Origin of the sequence: Paenarthrobacter sp. NEAU-H11, assembly GCF_050573415.1 — a bacterium.
Taxonomy (GTDB): Bacteria; Actinomycetota; Actinomycetes; order Actinomycetales; family Micrococcaceae; genus Arthrobacter.
This window is the reverse complement of sequence record NZ_JBNZGA010000014.1, coordinates 91,437-117,171: the sequence shown is the minus strand read 5'-3', so window position 1 is coordinate 117,171 and position 25,735 is coordinate 91,437. Positions and strand designations below refer to the sequence as shown.

Annotated in this window: 22 protein-coding genes and 1 tRNA gene; 6 read left to right on the top strand and 17 right to left on the bottom strand. The window is 65.7% G+C overall.

What is annotated here, in order from left to right; all coding sequences use genetic code 11:
* Positions 1 to 73 precede the first annotated feature (73 nt).
* From istA to ACQ3DC_RS16690, 3 genes are all read left to right on the top strand, one after another.
* A complete protein-coding gene (gene istA, locus ACQ3DC_RS16700; protein ID WP_430751448.1) occupies positions 74 to 1,291 on the top strand; it encodes an IS21 family transposase in 1,218 nt (405 codons plus the stop codon).
* The gene (gene istB / locus ACQ3DC_RS16695; protein WP_430751449.1) at positions 1,291 to 2,079 is read left to right on the top strand and encodes an IS21-like element helper ATPase IstB; all 789 of its coding nucleotides are present in this window, start codon (positions 1,291 to 1,293) and stop codon (positions 2,077 to 2,079) included. The genes istA and istB overlap by 1 nt, the downstream gene beginning before the upstream one ends.
* 576 nt (positions 2,080 to 2,655) lie before the next feature.
* Positions 2,656 to 2,871: a hypothetical protein gene (locus ACQ3DC_RS16690; RefSeq protein WP_430752782.1), complete on the top strand. Its 216-nt coding sequence runs from the start codon at positions 2,656 to 2,658 to the stop codon at positions 2,869 to 2,871.
* Positions 2,872 to 3,105: 234 nt separating this feature from the next.
* Here ACQ3DC_RS16690 and ACQ3DC_RS16685 read toward each other — a convergent pair whose 3' ends face one another.
* Positions 3,106 to 3,528, bottom strand: a complete 423-nt coding sequence (locus ACQ3DC_RS16685) for a hypothetical protein (RefSeq protein ID WP_430752781.1) — start codon at positions 3,526 to 3,528, stop codon at positions 3,106 to 3,108.
* Between the two features lie 591 nt (positions 3,529 to 4,119).
* Between ACQ3DC_RS16685 and ACQ3DC_RS16680 the strand changes: the two genes are divergently transcribed.
* The gene (locus ACQ3DC_RS16680) at positions 4,120 to 5,283 is read left to right on the top strand and encodes a low temperature requirement protein A (RefSeq protein WP_430752780.1); all 1,164 of its coding nucleotides are present in this window, start codon (positions 4,120 to 4,122) and stop codon (positions 5,281 to 5,283) included.
* 682 nt (positions 5,284 to 5,965) lie between these two features.
* Here the strand turns inward: ACQ3DC_RS16680 and ACQ3DC_RS16675 are convergent.
* Positions 5,966 to 6,047: transfer RNA gene (locus ACQ3DC_RS16675), tRNA-Leu, on the bottom strand.
* Positions 6,048 to 6,250: 203 nt separating this feature from the next.
* Between ACQ3DC_RS16675 and ACQ3DC_RS16670 the strand changes: the two genes are divergently transcribed.
* On the top strand, positions 6,251 to 6,856 hold the full coding sequence (locus ACQ3DC_RS16670) for an ANTAR domain-containing response regulator (protein ID WP_009358190.1): 606 nt from the start codon (positions 6,251 to 6,253) through the stop codon (positions 6,854 to 6,856).
* Positions 6,857 to 6,966: 110 nt separating this feature from the next.
* On the opposite strand, the gene pyk is transcribed toward ACQ3DC_RS16670, so the two are convergent.
* The 11 genes from pyk to hisI form a co-directional block, all read right to left on the bottom strand.
* A complete protein-coding gene (gene pyk / locus ACQ3DC_RS16665; protein ID WP_157238433.1) occupies positions 6,967 to 8,457 on the bottom strand; it encodes a pyruvate kinase in 1,491 nt (496 codons plus the stop codon).
* A gap of 63 nt (positions 8,458 to 8,520) precedes the next feature.
* On the bottom strand, positions 8,521 to 9,978 hold the full coding sequence (locus tag ACQ3DC_RS16660; protein WP_321215990.1) for a glutamate synthase subunit beta: 1,458 nt from the start codon (positions 9,976 to 9,978) through the stop codon (positions 8,521 to 8,523).
* Complete coding sequence (gene gltB / locus ACQ3DC_RS16655; RefSeq protein ID WP_430752779.1) at positions 9,971 to 14,584, bottom strand: glutamate synthase large subunit; 4,614 nt, start codon at positions 14,582 to 14,584, stop codon at positions 9,971 to 9,973. Before gltB ends, ACQ3DC_RS16660 begins: the two co-directional genes overlap by 8 nt.
* 264 nt (positions 14,585 to 14,848) lie before the next feature.
* A complete protein-coding gene (lgt, locus tag ACQ3DC_RS16650) occupies positions 14,849 to 16,003 on the bottom strand; it encodes a prolipoprotein diacylglyceryl transferase (protein WP_321215988.1) in 1,155 nt (384 codons plus the stop codon).
* 3 nt (positions 16,004 to 16,006) lie between these two features.
* Positions 16,007 to 16,831, bottom strand: coding sequence for a tryptophan synthase subunit alpha (gene trpA / locus ACQ3DC_RS16645; RefSeq protein ID WP_321215987.1), 825 nt, complete (start codon positions 16,829 to 16,831; stop codon positions 16,007 to 16,009).
* Entirely contained in the window at positions 16,828 to 18,156 is a 1,329-nt protein-coding gene (gene trpB / locus ACQ3DC_RS16640) for a tryptophan synthase subunit beta (protein ID WP_430752778.1), read from the bottom strand. Before trpB ends, trpA begins: the two co-directional genes overlap by 4 nt.
* Before the next feature lie 118 nt (positions 18,157 to 18,274).
* A complete protein-coding gene (gene trpC / locus ACQ3DC_RS16635; protein ID WP_321215985.1) occupies positions 18,275 to 19,096 on the bottom strand; it encodes an indole-3-glycerol phosphate synthase TrpC in 822 nt (273 codons plus the stop codon).
* Complete coding sequence (locus ACQ3DC_RS16630) at positions 19,096 to 19,383, bottom strand: HGxxPAAW family protein (RefSeq protein WP_157238438.1); 288 nt, start codon at positions 19,381 to 19,383, stop codon at positions 19,096 to 19,098. Before ACQ3DC_RS16630 ends, trpC begins: the two co-directional genes overlap by 1 nt.
* Positions 19,384 to 19,487: 104 nt before the next feature.
* Positions 19,488 to 20,123, bottom strand: coding sequence for a Trp biosynthesis-associated membrane protein (locus tag ACQ3DC_RS16625; protein WP_323057345.1), 636 nt, complete (start codon positions 20,121 to 20,123; stop codon positions 19,488 to 19,490).
* Positions 20,120 to 21,682 (bottom strand): anthranilate synthase component I, encoded by a 1,563-nt coding sequence (locus ACQ3DC_RS16620; protein WP_321215983.1) that lies wholly within the window; start codon positions 21,680 to 21,682, stop codon positions 20,120 to 20,122. Before ACQ3DC_RS16620 ends, ACQ3DC_RS16625 begins: the two co-directional genes overlap by 4 nt.
* 138 nt (positions 21,683 to 21,820) lie before the next feature.
* Entirely contained in the window at positions 21,821 to 22,264 is a 444-nt protein-coding gene (hisI, locus tag ACQ3DC_RS16615; protein WP_157238440.1) for a phosphoribosyl-AMP cyclohydrolase, read from the bottom strand.
* Positions 22,265 to 22,376: 112 nt separating this feature from the next.
* On the opposite strand from hisI, the gene ACQ3DC_RS16610 reads away from it, so the two are divergent.
* Entirely contained in the window at positions 22,377 to 23,021 is a 645-nt protein-coding gene (locus ACQ3DC_RS16610) for a TIGR03085 family metal-binding protein (protein WP_157238441.1), read from the top strand.
* A 73-nt stretch (positions 23,022 to 23,094) separates the two neighbouring features.
* Here the strand turns inward: ACQ3DC_RS16610 and hisF are convergent, their stop codons facing one another.
* The 4 genes from hisF to ribH form a co-directional block, all read right to left on the bottom strand.
* Positions 23,095 to 23,871: an imidazole glycerol phosphate synthase subunit HisF gene (gene hisF / locus ACQ3DC_RS16605; RefSeq protein ID WP_157238442.1), complete on the bottom strand. Its 777-nt coding sequence runs from the start codon at positions 23,869 to 23,871 to the stop codon at positions 23,095 to 23,097.
* Between the two features lie 16 nt (positions 23,872 to 23,887).
* Positions 23,888 to 24,748 carry an ATP phosphoribosyltransferase gene (gene hisG, locus ACQ3DC_RS16600; RefSeq protein WP_157238443.1) on the bottom strand — a complete coding sequence of 287 codons (861 nt, stop codon included), beginning with the start codon at positions 24,746 to 24,748 and terminating at the stop codon, positions 23,888 to 23,890.
* Between the two features lie 91 nt (positions 24,749 to 24,839).
* Positions 24,840 to 25,103 (bottom strand): phosphoribosyl-ATP diphosphatase, encoded by a 264-nt coding sequence (locus tag ACQ3DC_RS16595; RefSeq protein WP_009358176.1) that lies wholly within the window; start codon positions 25,101 to 25,103, stop codon positions 24,840 to 24,842.
* Between the two features lie 101 nt (positions 25,104 to 25,204).
* The gene (gene ribH / locus ACQ3DC_RS16590) at positions 25,205 to 25,693 is read right to left on the bottom strand and encodes a 6,7-dimethyl-8-ribityllumazine synthase (protein ID WP_157238444.1); all 489 of its coding nucleotides are present in this window, start codon (positions 25,691 to 25,693) and stop codon (positions 25,205 to 25,207) included.
* Between the last annotated feature and the right edge of the window lie 42 nt (positions 25,694 to 25,735).

Here is a 25,735-nt window from a genome sequence, read left to right as displayed (position 1 = left end):
TGTCGGTGATGGTCGAAAAGTGAGCCATTGTGACGGTTGAAAACTGAGCCACCCGTTCCAAACGATTGGGTGGGTGATCACAGTGGAGGATTGGGCGCTTATTCGGCGGTTGCATCTGGCCGAGGGTGAATCGATGAGGTCGATAGCGGCGCGGTTGGGGGTCTCCAGGAACACGGTCGCGAAGGCAGTCAGCTCGGAGGGTCCGCCAGCGTACGTTCGGGCGCCGCAGGACTCTGGTATCAAGGCTGTGGAACCGGCTATTCGTGCGTTGCTGCTGGAGAACCCGCGGATGCCGGCGACTGTGTTGGCTGAGCGGGTGGGCTGGTCTGGGTCGCCGGCGTGGTTCCGGGAGAACGTTGCCAGGATCCGGCCCGAGTATGCCCCGGCTGATCCTGCGGACCGGATCTCTTACGATCCCGGGGATCAGGCGCAGTGCGATCTGTGGTTTCCCGAGGTGCGGATACCCGTCGGCGCGGGCAAAGCCAGGGTGTTGCCTGTGCTGGTGATGGTGTCCTCGCATTCTCGGTTCATCATGGCCCGGATGATCCCGTCCCGGATGACCGGGGACCTGCTGGCCGGAATGTGGGAACTGCTCGGATCCCTGGGCGCGGTTCCGCGGCGGCTGATCTGGGACAACGAAACCGGCATCGGCCGGCGGAACAGCTACGCCGCCGGAGTCGCGGCGTTCGCCGGGGTCCTCGCGACCAGGATCGTGCAGGTTAAACCCTACGACCCGGAGAGCAAGGGCGTGGTGGAGCGGGCCAACCAGTTCCTGGAGACTTCCTTCCTGCCGGGCCGGGTTTTCACCTCTCCGGAGGACTTCAACACCCAGCTCGGGCAGTGGCTGCCGAAGGCCAACGCCCGGCTGGTCAGACGGACCGGCGCCCGCCCGTCGGACCTGCTCGCTGCGGACAAAGCGGCCATGCTGGCGCTGCCGCCGGTTCCACCGGTCATCGGTTTCACTTCAAGGGTTCGGCTGCCGAGGGACTACTACGTCCGGATGGGATCCAACGACTACTCCGTTCACCCGCAGGCCATCGGCCGGTTCGTCGACATCACCGCCGGCCTCGAATCCGTCACGATCAGCCTGGATGGCCGATGCGTCGGCACCCACGCCCGGTCCTGGGGCGCCGGCCTGACCATCACCGACCCGGACCATGTTGAGGCGGCACGGGCGCTGCGGAAGGCTTTCCAAACCCCGCAACCTGTGGGCGAGACCACCGCGCTGCGGGACCTTGCGGATTATGACCGGGCGTTCGGTGTTGTCCTGGACGACGGTCAGGTCGCCTGATGCCGGACGCTAAGGAAACCATCGGCCAGATCGAGTACTACTCCCGGGCGATGAAAGCACCCCGGATCCGGGAAGTAGCACCCCGCCTCGCGGACCAGGCCCGTGAAGGAGGCTGGACCCACGAGGAATACCTCGCCGCTGTCCTGTCCCGGGAAGTCGCCGCCAGGGAAGCCTCCGGCGCCGAGATCAGAGCCCGGGCCGCCGGGTTCCCGGCCCGGAAATCACTCGAGGACTTCAACTTCGATCACCAGCCCGGCCTCAAACGCGACACCATCGCGCACCTGGCCACCGGCGCGTTCCTCACCGAAGCGTCCAACATCGTCCTGCTCGGACCGCCAGGAACCGGCAAAACACACCTCGCCACCGGCCTGGGGCTGCGGGCCACCCAGCTCGGTCACCGGGTCCTGTTCGCCACCGCCATCGACTGGGTCGCCCGGCTCCAGGCAGCCCACCAGAACGGCAGGCTGCCTCAGGAACTGGTCAGGCTGCGCCGCTACGGACTGATCATCGTGGACGAAGTCGGCTACATCCCCTTCGAACAGGATGCCGCGAATCTGTTCTTCCAGCTCGTCTCATCACGCTACGAGCACGCCTCACTGATCCTGACCTCGAACCTGCCCTTCGCCCGCTGGGGAGACGTCTTTGGCGACCAAGTCGTCGCTTCGGCCATGATCGACCGCATCGTCCACCACGCCGAAGTCATCACCCTCAAAGGCTCCAGCTACCGCCTCAAACACACTCAGGTCAATTCGCTGCCCTCGACAAGACCGGAAAATACGGCAGAATAACCAGCGTCAAAGTGGCTCACTTTTCAGCCCGCGAAACGGCTCACTTTTCGACCATCGCTGACAGGTCACCCCAACCTGACGTCAGGAGCCCGCTGCAGCAATGTCAGATCAGCGTTGGTCTCCTGCTTCTGGACAGAGGGAAGCGCCTTTAGAAACTCACCTGACATTCTTTCTTTCATCGAGGTTCGGTCCAGGGCGGCTGTCAAATTCTTCACCACGGGATCGGTTACCGTCTCGCAGTCGCCCAAGGTTCTTTAGACAGTTGAAACTCGGCCGGGCCGAACGATCAGCCCTGCACTTAACGGCTCGCCGGGCCTGTCAGGGCACTGCGAGACGTCCCCCACTACATACCGGAAACATCGGAGTTCTGATGCTGCGCTGCCTCTACCGGATCATCAGCAACCTGGTTCGACTTCCAAGGTTTCAAAGGCAACTCGTCATGCAGTACGGACAACAGCAGGAAGTTCACCGGCACCGGGCGCGGACCTGTGTCCGGGTTACAGGCTCACTCGCAGAGCAGTACAACAGGAAAACCTTCAACTGTCCAAACGTGTCGACAATTGCCGCCAAAGCCTGTTGCTAGTTGTCATTCTGAACTGGCTCTGGCTAATCACAGGTATCGTCACCACTCTCTTCGGCCTCTTCCTGGTTATTCTTCCCGGCCCAGGCATACTTGGTCTCCTGGGGCTGCTCGCGTCCTTCGCGATTCTGCTCGGAATCCTTCTGATTGCCACCGGAGTTGACCTGCGCAGGAGGGGTGAAAACCCCATTGGAAAGCTCGCTGCGGGCTAGAAGAATTCACACGTCCAGTTCCACTACCTGCCCGCGCGCTTGCGCCGGCGGACTGCTAACGCCCCTACCCAGTGCCAACGCCACGCTCAGTGCGGCTTTCCCGGAGGCCGGTTTCACGGCCGGAGCGACGAAGGAGCCAACATGATTCCAGGAATTCGTGATCCGCATCTCGGGCGGGTTCGTCCGGTTCTGGTGCGCACACTCCCTGGCGAGTTGCCCCCCCGGGGAATCATGTCAAGATGCCCGCCTAGGTTGGTTCGTGGAATCATTTGGTTTTGCCCGGATGGCGGGTTGGGGTTTGGTGCCCTGTTTCGCGGTGGTCAGGGTTAGCAGTTCGGCGCTAAGTGCCTGGATCTGGCGTTGGATGGCGGCCGGGTTCAGGGGCTTGTTTTCCCGCCGTAGTCGGGTCTTCACGTCCCGGGAGACGGTGCCGGTGTCGGCCAGAACGCGTTGGAACGGAGTCGCTGGCCGGTCGTATGTCTTGCTGATCTGCGCGCCGGTCCGGACCTTCGCCAGGAGCTTCTGCTGCGGCCCGAAATGATTCGTCAGCAGCCGCTGGCGCGCCCAGATCTGGTTCAGCAGTTTGAGCTCGGCGGCGGTGTCGTAGCGGTGGTAGCCGACGGTCTGGCGGACGATGTGCCAGTTTTTCTGTTCCACATGCGCGCCGTCGTTCTTGTTCCCGGAGCGGGACCGGGTGAACGTCAGGTTCTCCTGTTCGCACCAGGTCAGCAGCTCCCAGTTGATGAACTCCGAGCCGTTATCGGAATCGATGCCGAGGGTCGGGAACGGGAACGCGGCGGTCGCGTCTTTGATGGCGGCAAAGACCCATTTCTGGGCCTTGTTCGTAGAGCGGAGCCCGCGGCGCCCGGGGCCGGACCGGCTTCAGCACCAGCGCCAGTCGCAACGCTTTCCGGGCATGGTCCCGGTGCCAGCCCGTTGTCGCGCACAACTCGTCCAGAACCTGTTTCTTCGCCGCCCGGTCCGACCGGGCATAACGGGTGGCAATCGCCTTGGTGACAGCCCTGCGTCCACTCATCGAAAGCTCCATGGCTCACACTGCCGAAGCGGCGGACACCAACCCGGCGGACACGCCGCTAAGCGGGCATTCTCAGATGATTCCTCGAATACCGTTACGCGGGCATCTTTGATGAGTCAACGCGCCCCCTTGACTTTCCTGCTGACCGTCGTCAGTCTTGTCGACAAGCTGGAGGGGGCATCCGCCCGCTCCTGGTCCAGTGGAGGATACTGATGTTCCGTGCCGGGTCGCTGAAGCGTTCGGCGACCTCCGGAGACCCGGTCACGCGCCTTGAGCTATTCTTCGATCTGGTCTTTGTCTTCGCGCTGGCGCAACTGTCCCATCATTTGCTGGAATATCCCTCCTGGGTGGGGGCCGCTGAGACATTTGTGCTTCTTCTTGCGGTCTACAAGGTGTGGGTGTACACGACCTGGTCGGCGACGTTGCTGGACACCTCGCGGCTTGAAGTGCAGTGGATGCTGCTGATCGTCATGCTTGTGACACTGTTCATGAACGCCTCAATCGGCTCAGCGTTTGGCGCCTTCGGATGGCTCTTTGCTGCGAGCTATCTCCTGGTCCAGCTGGGCCGGGGTGCGTGGATGCTCACTGTCGGACTTGACCGCACTACCCACAACCATTTCGTGCGCACTCTGGTCTGGGGGTGCATGAGTGCGCCGTTTTGGATTGCCGGCGTCTTCTTCGGTCCGGGGCCCCGTTTGATGTTCTGGGGTGTAGCTGCCGCGATCGATCTGGGCGGCCATATGCTGGCCCACCGGTTGCCGGGCCGGAAAACCGAAGGAAGTCGGGTCCCGCTCCCGGGAGAGAGGATTTTCGAGAGGTTCGGATTGTTTTACCTGATCGCGCTCGGCGAGACAATCCTTTCGACCGGCCTGGCGATTGCAGGCAATCTGGAGGACCCCTTGATATTTCTGACCGGGGCAATAAGTTTGGCCGGAAGTGTCGCGATCTGGTGGTGCTACTTCCATGGCCTCGAAAAGGAGATTCTGGAAAAGCTTGCTTCTGTCGATGATCAGTTCCGGCCCGGCATTTTGGCTGGCAACACGTTGGTTGTGTTGCTGGCAGGCCTGATCCTGGTGGCCGTTGGTGATCAGCTCGTGATCAGCGAGCCGGCCGCCCGCCCCGATGCGTCCACCGTTCTACTTCTCTTTAGTGGGCCGGTTCTCTTCCTTGCCGGCCGGGGCTTTTTTGTTCGACAGGTCCTGGGCCTACACCACCCATCTGATCTCATCGGCATTGGAGCCTTGCTGGTGTTCGCTGGTGTGAGCCTTCTCCTGCCCGCCTTCGTTGCCGCCATCGGAGCCGTTCTTCCCCTCATAGGCGTAGCATTTTCCGACACGGTAAACCGCCGCCGCCGAACGCAAGAGGCAGCACGCTGACGGACTATTGGATGCCAGGGAATGTATCCTGGGCCAGCTTTGACGGCCTAAGGGGCCTTCTCCCAGCCCCCTCAACTGTCCCGCGGTGCACCGTTACATCCTTCGCAGCCCGGGTATTGTCATCGGCACCGATCCGACGGCAGCCGATCACTGATACAGGCCCGACGACGGGCCTTCGTAACGTGGATTCCCCACCGCCGGGGCCAAGCGCGGCTGGTAGCACATACAGCGCTTGCAAATGCGCTCCGGGGAGTAAATACGGAACCGGCCGCGCGTCTGTAACCGCGTCCGCGCTGCGTTTCACAGTCTTAATTTTTAAGTGTGAGCGACGCAGTGCCTGGGAGAGGTTGCTGCGTATATTGCTTCCGGCAATGAATGGCCGCGCCGCAACAAGACCCAGGACCAGGAAGAACATCCTGAGCGTCTGGCTGCACACCCAGCGGATCGACTACCGGGCCCGGAAGCTCCCCGCGGCGAAGGAAGCCCACCTTTTGTGGCTGTGGCATGGGTCGCGCTCCCGGAACACTGCCGCTCTCGGAGACGGCATTGTTATAAGACGAAAGGTCGAGGGCAGGTCCGTTTTGGGCAAGCCAAGGGCTGGAAATTTGTGGTAGACGATTCGCCAAAGCCAAGCTTTGTCAACACTAATAAGACAAAAAGCGACTGACCTGCGGAAACACTGTGCCCGAGGTGGGACTCGAACCCACACACCTTTCGATACCGCATTTTGAGTGCGGCGCGTCTGCCAATTCCGCCACTCGGGCGCGGAATACATGACGCAAACCGGTACGCCCACAGCTGATTGTGAGCAACGCGATCGCTTCACGTACGCGGAATTACTCTACATCCAGATAGGCTGAATTCCAGAATCGCGCCGCTGACGCCGCAACCGACCATGCAGATCAAGTACCGGACCGGGCGCACCTAAGATAGTGATGTCCCCGCCGTACCTTTCCAAGGAGATCCCGTGACTGAACAGACGGAGTCAAAACCCACGTCCCAGCCGGCGCGCCGCGTCATTGTGGCGGAGGATGAAACCCTCATCCGCCTCGACATCATCGAAATCCTGCGCGGCGAAGGCTATGACGTTGTGGGCGAGGCAGACAACGGCGAGAAGGCTGTCCAGCTCGCCGAGGAACTGAAGCCGGACCTGGTCCTGATGGACGTCAAGATGCCCGTCATGGACGGCATCTCGGCAGCCGAGAAGATCGTCAAGGCCCGCATTGCCCCCGTCGTGCTGCTGACCGCATTCAGCCAGAAGGAACTCGTGGAGCGTGCCCGCGACGCCGGCGCCATGGCATACGTCGTGAAGCCTTTCACCCCCGCGGACCTCATCCCCGCGCTGGAGATCGCCCTCTCCCGCCACGAGGAGATCAAGGCCCTCGAAAGCGAGGTCTCCGACCTCCAGGAACAGTTCGCCACCCGCAAGCTCGTGGAGCGCGCCAAGAGCCTGCTCACCACCAAGATGGGCCTCACGGAGCCGGAAGCCTTCCGGTGGATCCAGAAGACGTCCATGGACCGCCGCCTGAGCATGCGCGAAGTCGCCGAGACCATCATCAACCAGGTCAACTGACTGCCGCCGGCTGGGCCTGCCGCAAAGCCGGCAGGTCCAGCCGCAAAGCACAGAGCAAACCGAAAAGGACCCCTGCCAACCGGCAGGGGTCCTTTTCGGGGTCCGAAAGCCTAGGCCTTCTTCTTCTTTTCCGGCCAGGGGCCGAGCTTTTCCCTGTTGCTGACTGCTTCGCCGACGCGGGTGGAGTCGGCGAGGTCGCCCACCTTGTGCACCTTCAGCGAGTTCGTGGAGCCGGCCTTTCCGGGAGGCGAACCGGCGGCGATGACCACCAGGTCACCGTCCTCAACGAGGTCCATCTCCAGCAGGCTGCGGTCCACCTGCGCGGTCATCTCGTCGGTGTGGTCCACCATCTGGACCAGCACCGGCTGGATGCCCCAAGTCAGCGCAAGCTGGTTCCAGACCTGCTCCACCGGGGTGAAGGCGAAGACCGGCTTGATGGGGCGCAGGCGGGAGAGCCGGCGTGCGGAGTCACCGGACTGGGTGAACGCACAGATGTACTTGGCGTCCAGCTGGTCGGCGATTTCGACGGCGGCACGGGTGATGGCGCCGCCGCGGGTCTTGGGCTTAGTGCCCAGCGGGGGGACGCGCTCCAGGCCGTGGACCTCGGTGGACTCGATGATCCGGGCCATGACCTTGACGGTTTCGATCGGGTACTTGCCCACGCTGGTCTCACCGGAGAGCATGACCGCGTCGGCACCGTCCAGCACTGCGTTGGCGCAGTCGGAGGCCTCGGCGCGGGTGGGGCGCGGGTTGTCGATCATGGATTCGAGGACCTGGGTGGCCACGATGACCGGCTTGGCCCAGCGGCGGGCCAGCTCAATGGCACGCTTCTGCACGATCGGCACTTCCTCCAGCGGAAGCTCCACACCGAGGTCGCCACGTGCCACCATGATGGCGTCGAACGCGTCGATGATCTCGGGCAGCTGCTCCACTGCCTGCGGCTTTTCGATCTTGGCGATGACCGGCACGCGGCGGCCTTCCTCGTCCATGATCTCGTGCACGCGGGTGATGTCGGAGGCATCGCGGACGAAAGACAGGGCCACCAGGTCAACGCCGCGGCGCATGGCCCAGCGCAGGTCGTCCTCGTCCTTTTCGCTCAGCGCGGGCACGTTGACGGCCACGCCGGGAAGGTTGATGCCCTTGTTGTTGGACACCATGCCGCCCACGGTCACCTCGGCGACCACCTTGACGTCGTCAACGGCGATGGCACGCAATGCCACCTTGCCGTCGTCGATCAGCAGGGCATCGCCCACGTTGACGTCCTCGGTGAGGCTCTTCAACGTGGTCGAGCAAATTTCCTTGGTGCCGGGAACGTCCTCGGTGGTGATCGTGAAGGTGTCTCCAACAGCCAGCAAGTGCGGTCCGTCAACGAAACGGCCCAGGCGGATCTTGGGACCCTGCAGGTCAGCCATGATGGCCACGGCCTTGCCGAGGTCTGCAGCTGCCTTCCGGACGTTCTCATAAGTGTTGTCATGCACGGAGTAGTCGCCGTGGCTCATGTTCATGCGGGCGACGTCAACGCCGGCTTCCAGCACCGCGAGGGTGTTCTCGTAGCTGGCGATTGCCGGGCCGAACGTAGCCACAATTTTTGCGCGTCTCATATACCTACCCTATTGGTCTCTTGCATTGGTTAGTTGTCGTGGAGGTGAACCCCCGATGCATGCCTAGAGCACGGCGATGGCGCGGTCCGTGGGGGCCACGGGGGCGGGAAGGATGGTGCTCCCCATCAGGAACTTGTCCACTGCTGCAGCCGCGGCGCGGCCTTCGGCGATGGCCCACACAATGAGGGACTGTCCGCGGCCCGCGTCGCCGGCCACGAAGACGCCCTCGGTGTTGGTCATGTAGTAGCCGTCGCGGGACACATTGCCGCGGCCGTCGAACTCAGCCTTGACCTGTTCGGTGATCCCGGCGGGCTCGGCGCCGGTGAATCCCAGCGACAGGAACACCAGGTCCGCGGGGATGATCCGCTCGGTGCCGGCCTTGGGCAGGCGCTTGCCGTCCACGAATTCAGTCTCGGCAACCTTGACGCCGGTCAGCTTGCCGTTCTCGCCCACGAACTCGACGGTGGAGGCAAGGTACGTGCGCTCACCGCCTTCCTCGTGGGCGCTGGCTACCTCGAAGAGGTTGGGGAACGTGGGCCACGGCTGGTGGCTGGCACGCTCGGCCGGCGGCTGCTTGCCGATGGCGAGGGTGGTCACCGATGCCGCACCGTGGCGGTGCGCGGTGCCCAGGCAGTCCGCCCCGGTGTCACCGCCGCCGAGGATCACAACATGCTTGCCCTGGGCGTGGATCTGGTTTTCGATGTGCTCCCCCGCGACTGCGCGGTTTGCCGGGACCAGGTAGTCCATGGCGAAGTGCACGCCGTCAAGGTCCCGGCCCGGGATGGGCAGGTCGCGCGGCACGGTGGCGCCCGTGCAGACCACGACGGCGTCATAGCGCCGGCGCAGCTGCTCCCACGTCACGTCGGTGCCCACGGCGACGCCGGTCCGGAAGCGGGTGCCTTCCGCCTTCATCTGCTCGACGCGGCGGTCCACCTGCTCCTTCTCCATCTTGAAGTCGGGGATCCCGTAGCGCAGCAGGCCGCCGATCTTGTCGTCGCGTTCGTACACCGCGACGGTGTGGCCCACGCGCGTCAGCTGCTGGGCCACCGCCAGGCCGGCGGGTCCGGAGCCAACGACGGCCACCGTCTTGCCGGTCAACCGGGCGGGAGGCAGCGGCTCCACCCAGCCGTTGTCCCAGGCCTCGTCGATGATGGAGACTTCCACCTGCTTGATGGTGACGGCAGGCTGGTTGATCCCCAGGACGCAGGACGCCTCGCACGGAGCGGGGCACAGGCGGCCGGTGAATTCCGGGAAGTTGTTCGTGGCGTGCAGGCGCTCGATCGCTTCCTCGCCCTTGTCCCGCCACATGAGGTCGTTCCACTCGGGAATCAGGTTGCCCAGCGGGCAGCCCTGGTGGCAGAACGGGACGCCGCAGTCCATGCAGCGGCCGGCCTGCGCCTTCAGCGTGCCCTTTTCCTGCGCCTCGTACACTTCCTTCCAGTCCATGATGCGGACGGAAACGGGACGGCGCGGCTGGGTTTCCCGCTGGCGTACTTTCAGAAATCCGCGTGGATCAGCCACCGGTCACCTCCAGGATTCGAGACCATACTTCTTCGCCGTCGGGGTCCAGGCCCTCTTCGATGGCGTCGAGACGGGTTTGCAGCACGGCCGCGTAGTCGCGCGGCAGCACCTTGGTAATGCGGGCTGCGGTGTCATCGAAATTCTCGAGGAGCCGCGCAGCCAGCTGGGAATCAGTTTCTTCAACGTGCTTGACCAGCAGGCCGTGCACGATGTCGCGGTCCTCGGCATCCAGCTCGCGGAGCTGGAGTTCGCCGGACTGCAGGGCTTCCTTGTTGACCCGGGCGGTGTCCAGGTCCAGGACGTAGGCGGTTCCACCGGACATGCCGGCCCCGAAGTTCCGGCCCGTGCGGCCGATGATCAGCGTCTGGCCGCCGGTCATGTACTCGCAGCCGTGGTCACCGATGCCTTCGACGACGGCGGTGGCACCCGAGTTGCGGACCAGGAAGCGTTCGCCCACCTGGCCGCGGAGGAACATCTCGCCGCTGGTGGCGCCGTAGCCGATCACGTTGCCCGCGATGACATTCGTCTCCGCCTTGAACACGTTGGTCCGGTCCGGGCGGACGATGATGCGGCCGCCGGAGAGGCCCTTGCCCACATAGTCGTTCGAGTCGCCGTACAGCCGCAGCGTGATGCCTGCGGGCAGGAAGGCGCCCAGCGACTGGCCGGCGGTGCCGCTGAGGGTGATGTCGATGGTGTCCGTCGCCAGGACATCCGTGCCGAACGTCTTGGTCACGACGTGGCCCAGCATGGTGCCCACCGAGCGGTCGGTGTTGATGACGTCGACGGCGATCTTCACCGGGCTGCGGTCGGTCAGCGCCTCCGTGGCCATGGTGATCAGGCGCTGGTCGAAGTGCTTGTCCAGCTCGTGGTTCTGGCCGGTCAGGTTCCGCAGCGGAGCGTCGTCGTCGAACTCCAGCCCGTGCAGGATGGGGTCCAGGTCCAGGCCGTCGGCCTTCCAGTGGTTGACGGCGTCCCGGGCGTCCAGCACCTCGGCGTGGCCGATTGCCTCCTCCAGGCTGCGGAAGCCCAGCTCCGCCAGGATCTCGCGGACTTCCTCGGCCAGGAACTCGAAGAAGTTGACCACGAACTCCGGCTTGCCGGTGAAGCGGGCGCGCAGCTCAGGATTCTGCGTCGCGACGCCCACCGGGCAGGTGTCCAGGTGGCAGACGCGCATCATGATGCAGCCTTCAACCACCAGCGGGGCGGTGGCGAAGCCGAACTCCTCGCCGCCCAGCAGCGCGGCGATCACAACGTCGCGTCCGGTCTTGAGCTGGCCGTCCACCTGCACCACCACGCGGTCGCGCAGGCCGTTGAGCATCAGGGTCTGCTGGGTCTCGGCCAGGCCGAGCTCCCACGGGACACCGGCATGCTTGAGCGAGTTCAGCGGCGAGGCGCCGGTTCCGCCGTCGTGGCCGGAGACCAGGACGACGTCGGCCTTCGCCTTGGTGACACCGGCGGCAACTGTGCCGATGCCCACCTCGGAGACGAGCTTGACGTGCACCCGGGCCGAGGGGTTGGCGCGCTTAGCGTCATAAATCAGCTGCGCGAGGTCCTCGATCGAGTAGATGTCGTGGTGCGGGGGCGGGGAAATGAGCCCGACGCCGGGGGTCGAGTGGCGGGTGCGGGCCACCCACGGGTAGACCTTCTGCGCCATCAGCTGGCCGCCCTCGCCGGGCTTTGCGCCCTGGGCCATCTTGATCTGGATGTCGTCGGCGTTGGTCAGGTACAGGCTGGTCACGCCGAAACGGCCGGACGCGATCTGCTTGACCGCGGAACGGCGCTTCGGGTCGAGCAGGCGGTCCACGTCCTCGCCGCCTTCGCCGGTGTTGGACTTGCCGCCCAGCTGGTTCATGGCGATGGCCAGTGTTTCGTGGGCCTCCTGGGAGATGGAGCCGTAGCTCATGGCACCCGTGGAGAACCGCTTGACGATGCTGGACACCGGCTCAACTTCCTCAAGCGGAACGGCGGGGCGCTCGTTCTTGAACTTGAGGAGGCCGCGGAGGGTCATCAGGTTCTGCGACTGGTCGTCCACGCCGCGGGTGTAGGCCTTGAAGATGTCGTAGCGGCGCTCACGGGTTGCGTGCTGCAGCCGGAAGACGGTCTCCGGGTTGAACAGGTGGGGCTCGCCGTCGCGGCGCCACTGGTATTCGCCGCCGCCCAGCAGCGGGCGGTGGGGCTGCTCGATGCCGCCCTCGGGGTAGGCCATCTGGTGGCGGGCCGAAACTTCCGCGGCGATGACGTCCAGGCCCACGCCGCCCAGCTGCGAGTGGGTGCCGGCGAAGAATTCGTCCACGAGGTCCTGGCCCAGGCCAAGCGCTTCGAATGTCTGGGCGCCGGTGTAGGAGGCCACCGTGGAGATGCCCATCTTGGACATGATCTTCAGGACGCCCTTGCCGAGGCCCTTGATCAGGTTGTAGACGCCGTCCTGCGGGGTGACACCGGTGACGTCGCCGGCAGCAATGAGCTGCTCCACGGATTCCATCGCCAGGTACGGGTTGACGGCGGAGGCGCCGTAACCGATCAGGACAGCCACATGGTGCGTCTCGCGGACGTCGCCGGCCTCGACCACCAGTGCGGTCTTGGTGCGGTTGGCGCTGCGGAGCAGGTGGTGGTGCACGGCGCTGACAAGCAGCAGCGACGGGATGGGCGCCCACTGCGCGTTGGAGTCCCGGTCGGACAGCACCACGTACTGGACTCCGCGGTTGATGGCGCCGGAGACCTGCTCGCAGATCTCGGTGAGCCGGGCACGGAGCGCGTTCTCGCCGCCCTCCGGGCGGTAAAGCCCGCGGACCTTCATGGCCACCTTGTCGCCGTCGGCGTTCTCGATGTTGGCGATCTTGGCGAGCTGGTCGTTGTTGATGACCGGGAACGGAAGCTGGACCTGCGGCTGGCGCACCTGCTTGGTGTCCAGGAGGTTGCCGTTGGGCCCGATGGCACAGGTCAGCGACGTGACGAGTTCTTCGCGGATGGCATCCAACGGCGGGTTGGTCACCTGCGCGAAGGACTGCACGAAGTAGTCGAAAAGCAGGCGCGGGCGCTTGGACAGCACGGCCACCGGGGTGTCCGAGCCCATGGCGCCCAGCGGCTCTGCGCCGGTGCGGGCCATCGGGCCGAGCAGGATCTTCAGTTCCTCGGTGGTGTAGCCGAAGGTGCGCTGGCGGATGTTCACCGACGCGGCGGTGTGGACCACGTGCTCGCGCTCGGGAAGGTCGTTGAGGTCGATCAGGTTGTCCTTGACCCACTCCGCCCACGGGTTGGCGGCGGCGACTTCGGCCTTGACCTCTTCGTCGTCGATGATGCGGCCGGCCTCGGTGTCCACCAGGAACATCTTGCCCGGGGAGACGCGGCCCTTCTTGACCACCTTGGAGGGCTCGACGTCGATGACGCCCACTTCGGACGCAAAGACGATCAGGCCGTCCTCGGTGATCCAGAAGCGGCCAGGGCGCAGGCCGTTGCGGTCCAGGGTGGCGCCCACGAGGTTGCCGTCGGTGAAGGAGACGGCCGCCGGGCCGTCCCACGGTTCCATCAGGAGGGAGTGGTACTCGTAGAACGCGCGGCGGGCCGGGTCCATGGTGGCGTGGTTTTCCCAGGCCTCGGGGATCATCATCATGATGGAGTGCGTGATGGGGCGGCCGGAGAGCCACAGCAGCTCGGCCACCTCGTCGAAGGACGCGGAGTCCGAGGCACCCGGGGTGCAGATCGGGTACAGCTCTTCCGGCGTATCGCCCAGCAGCGGGTTGGCGAGCTGGGACTGGCGGGCGCGCATCCAGTTCCGGTTGCCCTTGACGGTGTTGATTTCACCGTTGTGGGCAATGGTGCGGAACGGCTGGGCCAGGGGCCAGGAGGGGAACGTGTTGGTGGAGAAGCGCGAGTGGACGATTGCCAGCTTGGTCTTGAAGCGCTTGTCCGAAAGGTCCGGGTAGAACGGCTCAAGCTGGGCGGTGGTGAGCATGCCCTTGTAGACAATGGTGCGCGAGGACAGCGACGGGAAGTACACGCCGAACTTGTTCTGGGCGCGCTTGCGGATCCGCCAGGCGCGGGAGTCCAGTTCGTTGCGGTCAAGTTCCTCGCCGGTGGCGGAGGCCAGGAACGGCTGGGAGAAATAGGGCATGCAGGCGCGTGCCATGGCACCCACCAGGTCGGCGACGATAGGCACTTCGCGCCAGCCGAGGACCTTCAGGCCCTCGTCAGCCGCGAGGCCCTCGATCCCGGCCTTGGCGGCGTCTGCCTCGCGCTGTTCGGCGGGAAGGAAAGCGGTGCCGGCCACGTACTGGCCGGGGGCGGGAAGTTCGAAGTCCGTAACTGCACGGAAGAATTCGTCCGGGATCTGCATGAGGAGGCCGGCGCCGTCACCGGTTCCCTCGTCCGCACCCACCGCACCGCGGTGCTCAAGGTTGCGCAGGGCGGTGAGGGCGGCGTCCACGATGTCATAGCCGGGCTCTCCGCGGAGGGTGGCGATGATCGCAAGACCGCAGGCGTCCTTCTCCTGCTCCGGGTTGTAGAGCCCGCGTGCCTCCGGAAGGGCCGCGAAGCGCTTGAACGGCGACATGGCAGTCTCAGGCTGATCTGGTTCAGACCAGCTGGGAGTGTGAAGAGTTTGGGTCATGGGAGACGTCCTTCCTCCTGATCGTGCGTATGGAAGGGACACCGTTGGCCCCACTCGTCGGGCGCCGCTCACATGGGCACAACAAAGTGTTATTTACTGGAAATTGTAGGTCAGCATGGCCTGCTGAACTAACAGTTACGCAGGCCCCTGCCCCGGGCAACACCTGACAGCATTTCCATGCTGTCCGGGGCGGCCCCGCTGCCACGACGCTGTGGTGATTGGGCGCTTCGAGCGGTGGCTCTGCTGCCCTGCCTGGCCCGCGCGCTACTTGGTAGTGCCGGCTTCCGGCGCGCTTCCTGTGGCTGTGCTGCCGGACTTTCCGGCAACTGTTGCGTCCGGTCCGGGCGTGGGGCCCGCCGGCGCAGCCGCGGCCTCTTCCGTTGGGACGGAAGCATGCCGGGAACCGCTTTGGTTATCAGGGAGATTATCACGCGATTCACTATCTGAGACAACAGGGTCCGGATCCCGGACCTCGTCGCCACCCTCCACGGCCGCCGTCCGATCATCGTCCCTGGCGGGCTCCCGGCCCGGAAGATAGGGGCTGTCCGGCTCTGTCCGCTTCTTCATGCCCAGCAGGATGAACGCCACGAGCGCGGCCAGGAACACGAAAATGCTGGTCCACACGTTCAGGCGGGTGGTGATGCCGAACAGGGAGATCTGCTCGGCGTCGTCGATGCGCATCGCCTCGATCCACACCCGGCCCAGCGTGTAGTACATGGCATAAAGCCAGAACAGCCGGCTGCGGCGGAAGTTGAACTTCCGGTCCAGAGCGAGCAGGATGACGACGCCGGCCACGTTCCACAGTGATTCGTACAGGAACGTGGGGTGGAACAGGGTGTCCGCCGGGGTTCCGGCCGGAAAGTTCGGGTTGTCTGCGTCAATCTGCAGGCCCCACGGCAGGGTGGTGGGCCCGCCGAAGAGTTCCTGGTTGAAGTAGTTGCCCCAGCGGCCCACGGCCTGGGCCAGCAGCAGTCCGGGCGCCGCCGCGTCCAGGAAGGCGCTGAGCTTGACGCCGCTGCGGCGGCAACCGATCCACGCGCCCACGACGCCGAGGACCACGGCACCCCAGATGCCGAGGCCGCCGCGCTGGATCTGCGGGATCAGGGAAAGGTCGCCTGTGCCGTCAAAACCGGGGCCGAAGTAGGCGTCCGGCGACGAGACCACATGGTACAGGCGGCCGCCGATGATGCCGAAGGGAATGGCCCAGACCACGATGTCCCAGACGCTTCCTTCAGGTGCTCCGCGCTTGGCCCAGCGGATGGAGGTGAGCCACAGGCCCGCCACAATGCCTGCCAGGATGCACAGGGCGTAGGCGTGGATGCGCAGCGTTCCCCACGGCAGGGGAATGTCGAAGCCGGACCAGTCCGGGCTCGGAATGCTGGCCGGCACCATTGCTGCTGCCTGGAGGAGGGTCTGCATGGCCTAGGCTTCTTCCCTGGTCAGTCCGGTGCGGCTCAGTCCGGTGCTGAGGTCCTTGGTGAGGGCGGCTACTGCGTCCACCCCGCCGTCGCGGATTGCGGCCACCAGGGCGGTGCCCACAATGACGCCTTCGGCGTAGGCGGCGATCTCGCGGACCTGGTCCGCAGTGGAGACGCCCAGTCCGACGCACACGCGTTCGGCGCCTGCGGCGTGTGCCGCCGCCACCACGTCCTTGGCTGCGGTGCTGACGGACGTCCGGGCGCCGGTGACCCCCATGATGGACACTGCGTAGACGAAGCCGCGGCTCGCGTCCACGGTGCGCTGCATGCGCTCGGCCGTGGACGACGGCGCCACGAGGAACACCCGGTCCAGCCCGTATTTATCCGATGCTTCCATCCACTCCGCTGCCTCATCGGGGATGAGGTCAGGGGTGATGAGCCCTGCTCCCCCGGCTTCGGACAGGCGGCGGGAGAACTCGTCCACGCCCATCCGGACCACGGGATTCCAGTAGGTCATCACCAGGACGGCGGCGTCCGTCTTGCTGGTGATGCCGGCAACCACATCAAAGACCTGGCGCACGGAGAAGCCCTTGGCAAGCGCCTCGGTGGTGGCGGCCTGGATGACCTGGCCGTCCATGACGGGGTCGGAGTAGGGAATACCGATCTCGATCAGGTCGGCACCATTCTCAGCCAGGGCAATGCCTGCGGCGATGGTCTCCTCCACGCTGGGGTAGCCGGCGGGCAGGTAGCCGATCAGCGCGGCGCGGCCTTCAGCACGGGCCTTGTCAATGGCCGCGGCTGACTTGCTGGTGGTCTGTGCGGTGCTCACAGCTGCTCCCCCTCTTTGCCGATTTCCGACTCGGCGGAATCCTTGTCCAACAGGTCGAACCATTCGGCTGCGGTGGCCACGTCCTTGTCGCCGCGCCCGGAAAGGTTCACGATGATGATTTTGTCCTGCGCGGAACCGCCGGCCTCGGCGGCTTCGGCAGCCAGCCGCTGCCCTACCTTGATGGCACCGGCCAGGGCGTGCGAGGACTCAATGGCGGGAATAATGCCCTCCGTGCGGCACAGCAGCCGGAAGGAATCCATGGCCTCGCTGTCCGTGATGGGCTCGTAGCTCACCCGGCCGATGTCGGCGAGGTAGGAGTGCTCCGGGCCTACGCCGGGGTAGTCAAGGCCGGCAGAGATCGAGTGGGACTCGATGGTCTGTCCGTCGTCGTCCTGCATGAGGTAGGAGTGCGCACCGTGGAGGACGCCGGGCTTGCCCAGCGTGATGGTGGCTGCGTGCCGTCCGGTGTCCACGCCGTCGCCGCCGGCTTCGAAGCCGTAGATCCTGACGGACGGATCGTCCAGGAAGCCGTGGAAGATGCCGATGGCGTTGGAGCCGCCGCCGATGCAGGCGCAGACGGCGTCGGGCAGCCGTCCGGCCTGTTCAAGGATCTGGGCGCGGGCTTCTTCGCCGATGACCTCATGGAAGTAGCGGACCATGGCCGGGAACGGGTGCGCGCCGGCGGCGGTGCCCAGGAGGTAGTGGGTGTTGTCCACGTTGGCCACCCAGTCGCGCAGGGCGTCGTTGATGGCGTCCTTGAGGGTCTGCGATCCGCTGGTCACAGGGATCACGGTGGCGCCAAGGAGTTCCATGCGGGCCACGTTGAGGGCCTGGCGGCGGCAGTCCTCTGCGCCCATGTAGACAACGCACTCAAGGCCCATCAGGGCGGCAGCGGTTGCGCTGGCCACGCCGTGCTGGCCGGCGCCGGTCTCGGCGATGACGCGGGTCTTGCCCATGCGCTTGGCGAGCAGCGCCTGGCCCAGCACGTTGTTGATCTTGTGCGAACCGGTGTGGTTCAGGTCCTCGCGCTTGAGGAAGACCCGGACGCCGCCGGCATGCTGGGAAAAGCGCTTTGCTTCGGTCAGCAGCGACGGCCGGCCGGAATAGTTCTTGTTGAGGTCCGCGATCTGCGCCCGGAATTCGGGGTCGTCCTTGGCCTTGTTGAACGTCTCCTCGAGTTCGTCCAGGGCGGCGATCAGGGATTCAGGCATCCAGCGTCCGCCGTAGCTTCCGAAGTAGGGTCCCGGGGCGTGCTTGAGGGAGCCGCCCTGCAGGAATGCTTCTGCGGCGTTGTTGTCAGCGTTTCCTGAGGGTGCTTCAGCCATCAGTCCCGTCCTGTTCGAGTTGGTGGTGCAAAAGTGTGTCGTCCCGGCAGGGCAGCCTGCCGGGCGTGTTCGACGGGCGGGGATCCATCCCGCCCGCCTGTGCGCAGGTGCGTTGGCCTCAGCCCCGGGCTGCTATCGCGGCGGCGCCGGCTGCCTTGAACTCGGCGATCCGCTCCCGCGGCGTCGAGTGGCTGACCAGCGCCTCGCCCACAAGCACGGCGTTGGCGCCGCTGGCGGCGTAGTGGGTGACGTCGCCGGCGTCGCGGACGCCGGACTCGGCCACCACGACTGCGCCGGCCGGGATCCGCCCGGCCAGGGAAGCGAAAACTGAACGGTCGACGTCGAGCGTCTTCAGGTTCCGCACGTTGACGCCGATGATGCGCGCCTGCGCGGCCACTGCCCGCTCGATTTCCTCTTCCGTGTGCGTCTCCACAAGGACGTTCATGCCAAGTTCGTGGCTGAGGCCGCTGAATTCGGCGAGCTGGGCGTCCGAGAGTGCAGCAACGATGAGCAGGATCAGGTCCGCGCCGTGGGCGCGGGCCTCCCAGATCTGGTACTCGTCCAGCGTGAAGTCTTTCCGCAGCAGCGGCACGTCGACGGCGGCGCGCACCGCATCGAGGTCGGCCAGGGACCCGTTGAAGCGGCGCTGCTCGGTGAGGACGCTGATGACGGAGGCACCGCCGTCGGCGTACTGCCGGGCGAGGGACGCGGGATCGCCGATGGCGGCGAGGTCACCCTTGGAGGGGCTGCGGCGTTTGATTTCCGCGATGACCTTGAGCTCGTTCCGTGACGGGGAGGTTCCGCCAAGGGCTGCCCACGCGTCGCGGGCAGGTGCCGCCGCCTCCGCCAGGTCCTTCAGTTCAGCCAGCGAAACGAGCTGCTTCCGGGCCTCCATATCCTCCCTGACACCAGCGTTGATGTCATCGAGAACAGTGGACATCAGTGGCCGGAGTTCTTCAGCTTGCTGCCTTCGACGCCGTAGCCTGCCTTGCGCATGACGTATCCGAGGATCAGGCCGAGCACCATGACGCCGGCGCCGGCGATGAAGATGGGCGTGCTGGCGATCACGAAGGCAATGGATGCGATGAGGGCGCCCACCAGCATGACGATGACGCAGGTCCAGGCTGCGGGGCTGTTGCCGTGGCCGAGTTCCTGGCTGTGGTCGATGGCGCCGGGGGCCACCGTTCGGGTGCCGGACTTGGAAACGGACGCAGGTGCTTTGCTCATGGAAATCTCCTCAGGGTGAATACTGCTTACATTCTGCCATTTTTTGGCCGGTGACCGGTTATCCGCCGGGACCCTGCCGGGAGCGGCGGTGCGTACCCGCCGGGTCAGGTGGGATCGTCGCCCCGTGACAGCCGGTCCCAGCTGTCGATTTCATCCACGGGACCGGAGGCGGCAACGCTGCCCGTGGCCGGCACGTCATATTTCGTCCGCGCCTTCCAGTGCCGCGCGGCGAAGGGAATAACCAGCGCGGCGAGGGCCAGCAGGCAGCCTGCCACGACGGCGAGGACGGGAAAGGCGGTGACGGCAACAAGCGCCTGGCTTCCGGTGATGCCGGTCGCTTCCGCAATGGAGCCCTGGGCGGCCGCCAGCGGGTTGGCCAGGACTGTTGCTGCTGCGGCAACAATTCCAGCGGAGGCGAGGACAATGATGGCGGTGATGATCCACCGCGCAATCCTGCCCGCTATGGCTGCCGCCAGGCCGCCGGCGAGGGCCACCAGCGCCAGCGCAGTGACGGTGGTGGCAGCCTTGCTTCCCTGGACCTCAAGCGCGTCCTGTGCGGCCCCGGCCTGGCCCACCTGGTTCGGATCGAGCGTGACGGTCATCCAGGTTTGGGTGGTGGTGCCGAAGACCGCCAGCGCCAGGACCGCAATAAGCAGCACCAGCGTGGACTTGCGTGCCCACGCCGGCGTGCGCCTGCCGGCAGTCCCCGTTTGCGCTGCCGCCGGTCCGCTGCCAGTCACCGGGAGTCCGCCCCGGGCAGCGAGTCCGCCGAAATGTTCTGCAGGGAACCGGCCGTGTGGACCGCCCGGAGCGGTGCCGCTGCCTTGTTGACCGTTTCCAGGGCCTCCGTCGGGTTAACCGAATCAGCAACGATCCCGCCTCCGGCCTGGACGTACGCACGCCCGTCCCGGATCAGCGCCGAACGGATGGCAATGGCCATGTCCATGTCGCCGGCGAAGTCCAGGTAGCCCACCACGCCGCCGTAGATACCCCGGCGGTGCGGCTCGAGTTCGTCCAGGAGGCGCAGGGCGCGGGGTTTCGGGGCCCCGGACAGGGTGCCGGCCGGGAACGTGGCCTTGAGCACGTCATAGGCCTTGGCCTTGGGCGAGAGCCGGCCAACGACGGTGGACACCAGGTGCATGATGTGGCTGAAGCGTTCCACCTCCATGAACTGCGTGACGTCCACGGTTCCCGCTACGCAGACCTTGGAGAGATCGTTGCGTGAGAGGTCCACGAGCATCAGGTGTTCGGCGCGTTCCTTCTGGTCCGCCAGCAACTCGTCGGCGAGGGCTTTGTCCGCCTCCACCGTCTTGCCGCGCGGGCGCGAGCCGGCGATGGGGTGGGTTATGACTTCTTCACCGGTCACCGTGACGAGGGCCTCCGGCGAAGAACCCACAATCGAGTACTCCCGGCCGTCGGCGTCCTCGAGGCTGAAAATGTACATGTACGGGCTGGGGTTGGTGTTCCGCAGGACCCGGTAGACGTCCAAGGCAGACGCCTTGCATTCCATCTCGAAGCGGCGCGAGATGACCACCTGGAACACCTCACCGTCAACGATGGCTTCCTTGCCACGGTCCAGGGCCGCCAGGTACTCGGCTTCGTCCCAGCGTTCCTGGACGCTGGAGGCGAAGTCCAGTGCCGCCGGAGCGAGGACGGACACGGGCTGCGCAACGGGGCTGCTGACCTTGGCAAGGAGCGCCTTGACCCTGGCCACGGCATCGTGCCAGGCCTCATCCACCCGTTCGGAGCTGTTGTCGAAGTTGATGGCGTTGGCAATGAGCAGCACCGTGCCGTCAACGTTGTCGTGGACGGCCATGTCGGTCACCAGGTTCAGCGCCATTTCCGGCAGGTGCAGGTCGTCCTCCGGCGGGCTCACCAGGCGTTCCCAGTGCCGGACGGTCTCCCAGCCCAGGAATCCCACCAGGCCGGAGGTGAACGGCGGCAGCCCCTCGAACCTGTCGGTGCGGAGGGCTTCGATGGTGTCGCGGATGGCGTCGACGGGGCTGCCGTCCACGGGAACACCCGCCGGCGGTTCACCCAGCCAGTGCGCCTGGCCGTCCTTGGTGGTCAATGTCGCCCGGGATTTGGCTCCGATGAACGAGTAACGGGACCAGGCGCCGCCCACCGCAGCGGATTCCATCAGGAAGGTGCCAGGCTGCCCCTGCGCCAGCTTGCGGTAAAGGCCGATGGGCGTCTCGGCGTCCGCGAGCACCTTGAGCCGGACGGGGATGACGCGGCTGTGGCCGGCCAGTTCCCGGAACTCCTCAAGGCCGGGGCTGATGATTCCAAGGTCCTGCATGGCTATGCTGTTCCGCCTGTTCTGGTAGGGGCCGGTTCTGGAAGGGCCAGGTGCCTGGGGCCGGGAATCCCGGCGGTGGTTGCGCTTGGAGGGGGTGGCCCGGCCCCCTTCCGCAGCGGGCTGCGGTCAGAAAAAGGGTCAGCCTGCCTGGCCTGTGGCAACAGCCAGGTCCCGGCCGTCGAAGCACGTGCGTGTGCCGGTGTGGCACGCGGCCCCCACCTGGTCAACGCGCACAAGCAGCGCGTCGCCGTCGCAGTCCATCGCCACCGATTTGACCCACTGCACATGCCCGGAGGTGTCCCCCTTGCGCCAGTACTCCTGGCGGGAGCGCGAGTAGAAGGTAACGCGGCCGGTGGTCATGGTCCGGTGCAGGGCTTCGTCATCCATCCAGCCCAGCATCAGGACCTCGTTGGTGTCGTACTGCTGGACGACGGCGGCCACCAGGCCGGCGCTGTCACGCTTCAGCGCGGCTGCCAGCTCCGCGGGAAGCGGGCTCGCCAGCGGAGCCGGGGACTGGCCGGGCGAAGTGGCTGCGGGCGCGGCAATACCGGGGTTCAGGACGGGGGCGGGCTGCTCAGACATCAGGTCAAGTCTAGTGCCTCCACCCGGCCCCCGATTGTGTGTGAACGACGGCACGCCAGCAGGGGCGGACGTGCTGCCCAACCCTGCGCGTGTCGTGCTAGTTTCACAAGTGATGCATTTCGTCGAACCGTCCCGAGAAGTCCTTGCCGAGACCCTGCTTGCGGCGGGACCTGACGCGCCCACGCTCTGCAAGGGCTGGCGTACCAGGGACCTTGCCGCCCACCTTTACCTGCGCGAACGCAAGGCGGCCGTGGGCCTGGGCCTGATCATCAAGCGCCTCGCCAAGGCCTCGGACCAGGCGACTGCCAGGCTCGCCGCGAAGCTCACCACGCCCGAGGAGTACGCGAAACTCGTCAACACCTTCCGCGCGGGGCCCCCGGCACTGTCGCCGATGAACATCAAGGCGCTGGACGAAAGCTCCAACCTCATCGAGTACTTCGTCCACACGGAGGATATCCGCCGGGCGGTTGACCGCTGGGCGCCCCGGGCACTGGACGAGGCCTACTCGGAAGCCCTGTGGGACGAACTCGTCAAACGCGCCGCCATCCTGTACCGCGGTGTGGACCTGGGCATCGTCCTGGTGCGCCCGTCCGGGCCTCGCCATGTGGCCAAGCGGGCCCCTGTTTCGGTGGCCATCGTGGGCGAGCCGGGCGAACTGCTGATGCATGCCCACGGCCGGACCCGCCACGCGCTGGTGACCTTCGAAGGCCAGCCGGACGCCGTCGCGCTTCTCCAGTCAGCGGAAGTCGGGCTCTAAAAGCAACGCGGGGTCACATCCGGCTCAATAAACCAAGGTTTTTGGGCTGGAAGTGACCCCGCGTTGCTATTGGTCAGCGGACTTCGAAACCCGCGTCCCGGATGGCGTCCTTGACCTGCGACATCATGTTGTCCGGGCCCCAGTGGAAGATGGATGCTGCCAGGACGGCGTCAGCTCCGGCCGCGACGGCGGGCGGAAAGTGCGCAGGCTCTCCCGCGCCGCCGGAAGCGATGATGGGCACCTTGACGGCGGCCCGGACCAGCTTGATCAGTTCGAGGTCGAACCCGTCCTTGGTGCCGTCGGCATCAATGGAGTTCAGCAGGATCTCCCCCACGCCGCGGTCCGCGGCTTCCCTGGCCCATTCAATGGCGTCGATCCCGGTGCCTGTGCGTCCGCCGTGGGTAGTCACTTCAAATCCCGACGGCGTTGGCCGGGATCCCGGGCGGGTGCGGCGGGCGTCCACGGACAGGACGAGGACCTGGGAACCGAAGTGCCGGGTAATCTCGTTGATGACATCCGGCCGCGCCACCGCCGCTGTGTTGATGGACGCCTTGTCCGCGCCGTAGCGCAGCAGCTTGTCCACCTCCGCGACTCCCCGCACGCCGCCCCCAACGCACAGCGGGATGAAGACCTCTTCGGCCGTCCTGCGGACTACATCGAACGTGGTTTCGCGGTTGCCGGAGGACGCCGTCACGTCCAGGAAGGTCAGTTCATCCGCCCCGGCGTTGTCGTAGCGGTGGGCGAGCTCCACGGGGTCGCCGGCGTCGCGCAGGCCCTCGAAGTTGACGCCTTTGACGACGCGCCCGGCGTCCACGTCGAGGCAGGGAATGACTCGTACAGCTACAGCCATGGGATTCTCCTGGAAATCAGATGCGGCAGGCGTGGATGCTGCTGACCAGGATGGCGCGGGCGCCGAGATCGTACAGCTCGTCCATGATCCGGTTGGTTTCCTTCTTGGGCACCATGGACCGGACGGCAACCCAGTCCGAGTCGCGCAGCGGCGAGACCGTGGGCGATTCCAGGCCGGGAGTGAGGGCAGCGGCCTGTTCCACGAGCTCCTTGCGGATGTCGTAGTCCATCAGCACGTACTGGCGGGCCACCAGCACGCCCTGGAGCCGGCGGATCAGGACCTCGATCTCCTTGGCCGTGCCGTTCGCGGCACCGCCTTCGCCGGTCCGGCGGATCAGGACGGCTTCGGACTTCAGGATGGGTTCGCCGAAGATCTCCATCCCGGCAGCCTTGAGGGTGTTGCCGGTTTCGACGACGTCCGCGATGGCGTCCGCGACGCCCAGCCGGACCGAGGATTCCACGGCGCCGTCCAGGCGGACCACCTTGGCCTTGATGCCGCGCCCGGCCAGGTAGCCGCGGAGGAGGCCGTCGTAACTGGTGGCAAGCCGCTTCCCTTCCAGTTCCTCAACCTTGGCGAAGTCTCCCACGGGACCCGCAAAACGGAACGTGGAGGCAGCAAAACCAAGCGGAAGCAGCTCTTCAGCCTCCACCTCGGCGTCCAGGAGCAGGTCGCGGCCGGTGATGCCGACGTCGAGCGTTCCCTGGCCGACGTACACGGCGATGTCGCGGGGACGGAGGAAGAAGAACTCAATCTCGTTGTCCGGGTCCACCATCACCAGCTCGCGGGAATCACGGCGCTGGCGGTACCCCGCCTCGGACAGCATGGCGGATGCGGCTTCGGACAGGGAGCCCTTGTTGGGGACAGCTACTCGCAGCATGGAAGGTCTTTCTGGGTGGAGGGAGGTCTAGGTGTTCAGGCAATGCAGGCCACGGCGGGCACCGGCGGCGTGGGGCGCGCCGGGCCGGTGGCTACAGATGCTTGTAGACGTCTTCCAGGGTGAGGCCTTTGGCGAGCATCAGGACCTGCAGGTGGTACAGCAGCTGGGAGATTTCCTCGGCCGCGGCTTCATCGGATTCATATTCGGCAGCCATCCACACTTCGGCTGCTTCCTCAACGACTTTCTTGCCGATGCCGTGAACACCGGACTCCAATTCAGCGACGGTGCGGGAGCCTTCCGGGCGGGTGGCTGCCTTCTCGCTGAGCTCAGCGAACAGCGTCTCGAAATTCTTCACGCCCTACAGCCTACTTGCTGCGGCCCAAAGGGCGCTTCCCGGGCCGTTGCATGACGGGCGCGATGTGAGCGAATACACACGCGCCCGCCATGCGGGGCGTGCTACTTGCCGTACTGCTTGAGCACAACGGCAGTGGCGAGGGCCGCGGTGACGGCCTCGTGGCCTTTGTCTTCCTTGGAGCCCGGCAGGCCCGCACGGTCCAGGCCCTGCTGTTCCGTATCGCACGTCAGGACGCCGAAGCCCACCGGGACCCCGGTGCGCACGCTGACATCGGTGAGGCCCGACGTCGCGGCCTGGCACACGTAGTCAAAGTGCGGGGTTCCGCCACGGATGACGACGCCGAGGGCAACCACGGCGTCAAAGTGCGGCGCCAGCCGCGCGGCAGCCACGGGAAGCTCAAAGCTGCCGGGGACGCGCAGGACAGTGGGCTCGGCAATCCCGGCGTCCTTGGCGGCCCGCAGGGCGCCGTCCAGGAGGCCATCCATGATCTGCGTGTGCCAGCTTGCTGCCACGATGGCCAGCCGCAGCTGCGAGGTTTCCGCGGGGTTGAGGGTGGTGAGGTCGATGTCGGGGGCGCCGTGTCCGCTCATAAGTCAGTTCTGTTCCGTTCAGTCTCGTAGTCAGTCTTGTGG

What these genes read in the sequence shown, in the direction of transcription:
- istB (WP_430751449.1), top strand. Translation starts at nt 1,291, where the DNA reads ATGCCGGACGCTAAGGAAACCATCGGCCAGATCGAGTACTACTCCCGG.
- hisG (WP_157238443.1), bottom strand. Translation starts at nt 24,748, where the DNA reads ATGCTGCGAGTAGCTGTCCCCAACAAGGGCTCCCTGTCCGAAGCCGCA.
- ribH (WP_157238444.1), bottom strand. Translation starts at nt 25,693, where the DNA reads ATGAGCGGACACGGCGCCCCCGACATCGACCTCACCACCCTCAACCCC.
- trpB (WP_430752778.1), bottom strand. Translation starts at nt 18,156, where the DNA reads ATGGCTGAAGCACCCTCAGGAAACGCTGACAACAACGCCGCAGAAGCA.
- ACQ3DC_RS16680 (WP_430752780.1), top strand. Translation starts at nt 4,120, where the DNA reads ATGTTCCGTGCCGGGTCGCTGAAGCGTTCGGCGACCTCCGGAGACCCG.
- trpC (WP_321215985.1), bottom strand. Translation starts at nt 19,096, where the DNA reads ATGTCCACTGTTCTCGATGACATCAACGCTGGTGTCAGGGAGGATATG.
- pyk (WP_157238433.1), bottom strand. Translation starts at nt 8,457, where the DNA reads ATGAGACGCGCAAAAATTGTGGCTACGTTCGGCCCGGCAATCGCCAGC.
- ACQ3DC_RS16620 (WP_321215983.1), bottom strand. Translation starts at nt 21,682, where the DNA reads ATGCAGGACCTTGGAATCATCAGCCCCGGCCTTGAGGAGTTCCGGGAA.
- hisF (WP_157238442.1), bottom strand. Translation starts at nt 23,871, where the DNA reads ATGGCTGTAGCTGTACGAGTCATTCCCTGCCTCGACGTGGACGCCGGG.
- hisI (WP_157238440.1), bottom strand. Translation starts at nt 22,264, where the DNA reads ATGTCTGAGCAGCCCGCCCCCGTCCTGAACCCCGGTATTGCCGCGCCC.
- ACQ3DC_RS16630 (WP_157238438.1), bottom strand. Translation starts at nt 19,383, where the DNA reads ATGAGCAAAGCACCTGCGTCCGTTTCCAAGTCCGGCACCCGAACGGTG.
- ACQ3DC_RS16610 (WP_157238441.1), top strand. Translation starts at nt 22,377, where the DNA reads ATGCATTTCGTCGAACCGTCCCGAGAAGTCCTTGCCGAGACCCTGCTT.
- gltB (WP_430752779.1), bottom strand. Translation starts at nt 14,584, where the DNA reads ATGACCCAAACTCTTCACACTCCCAGCTGGTCTGAACCAGATCAGCCT.
- lgt (WP_321215988.1), bottom strand. Translation starts at nt 16,003, where the DNA reads ATGCAGACCCTCCTCCAGGCAGCAGCAATGGTGCCGGCCAGCATTCCG.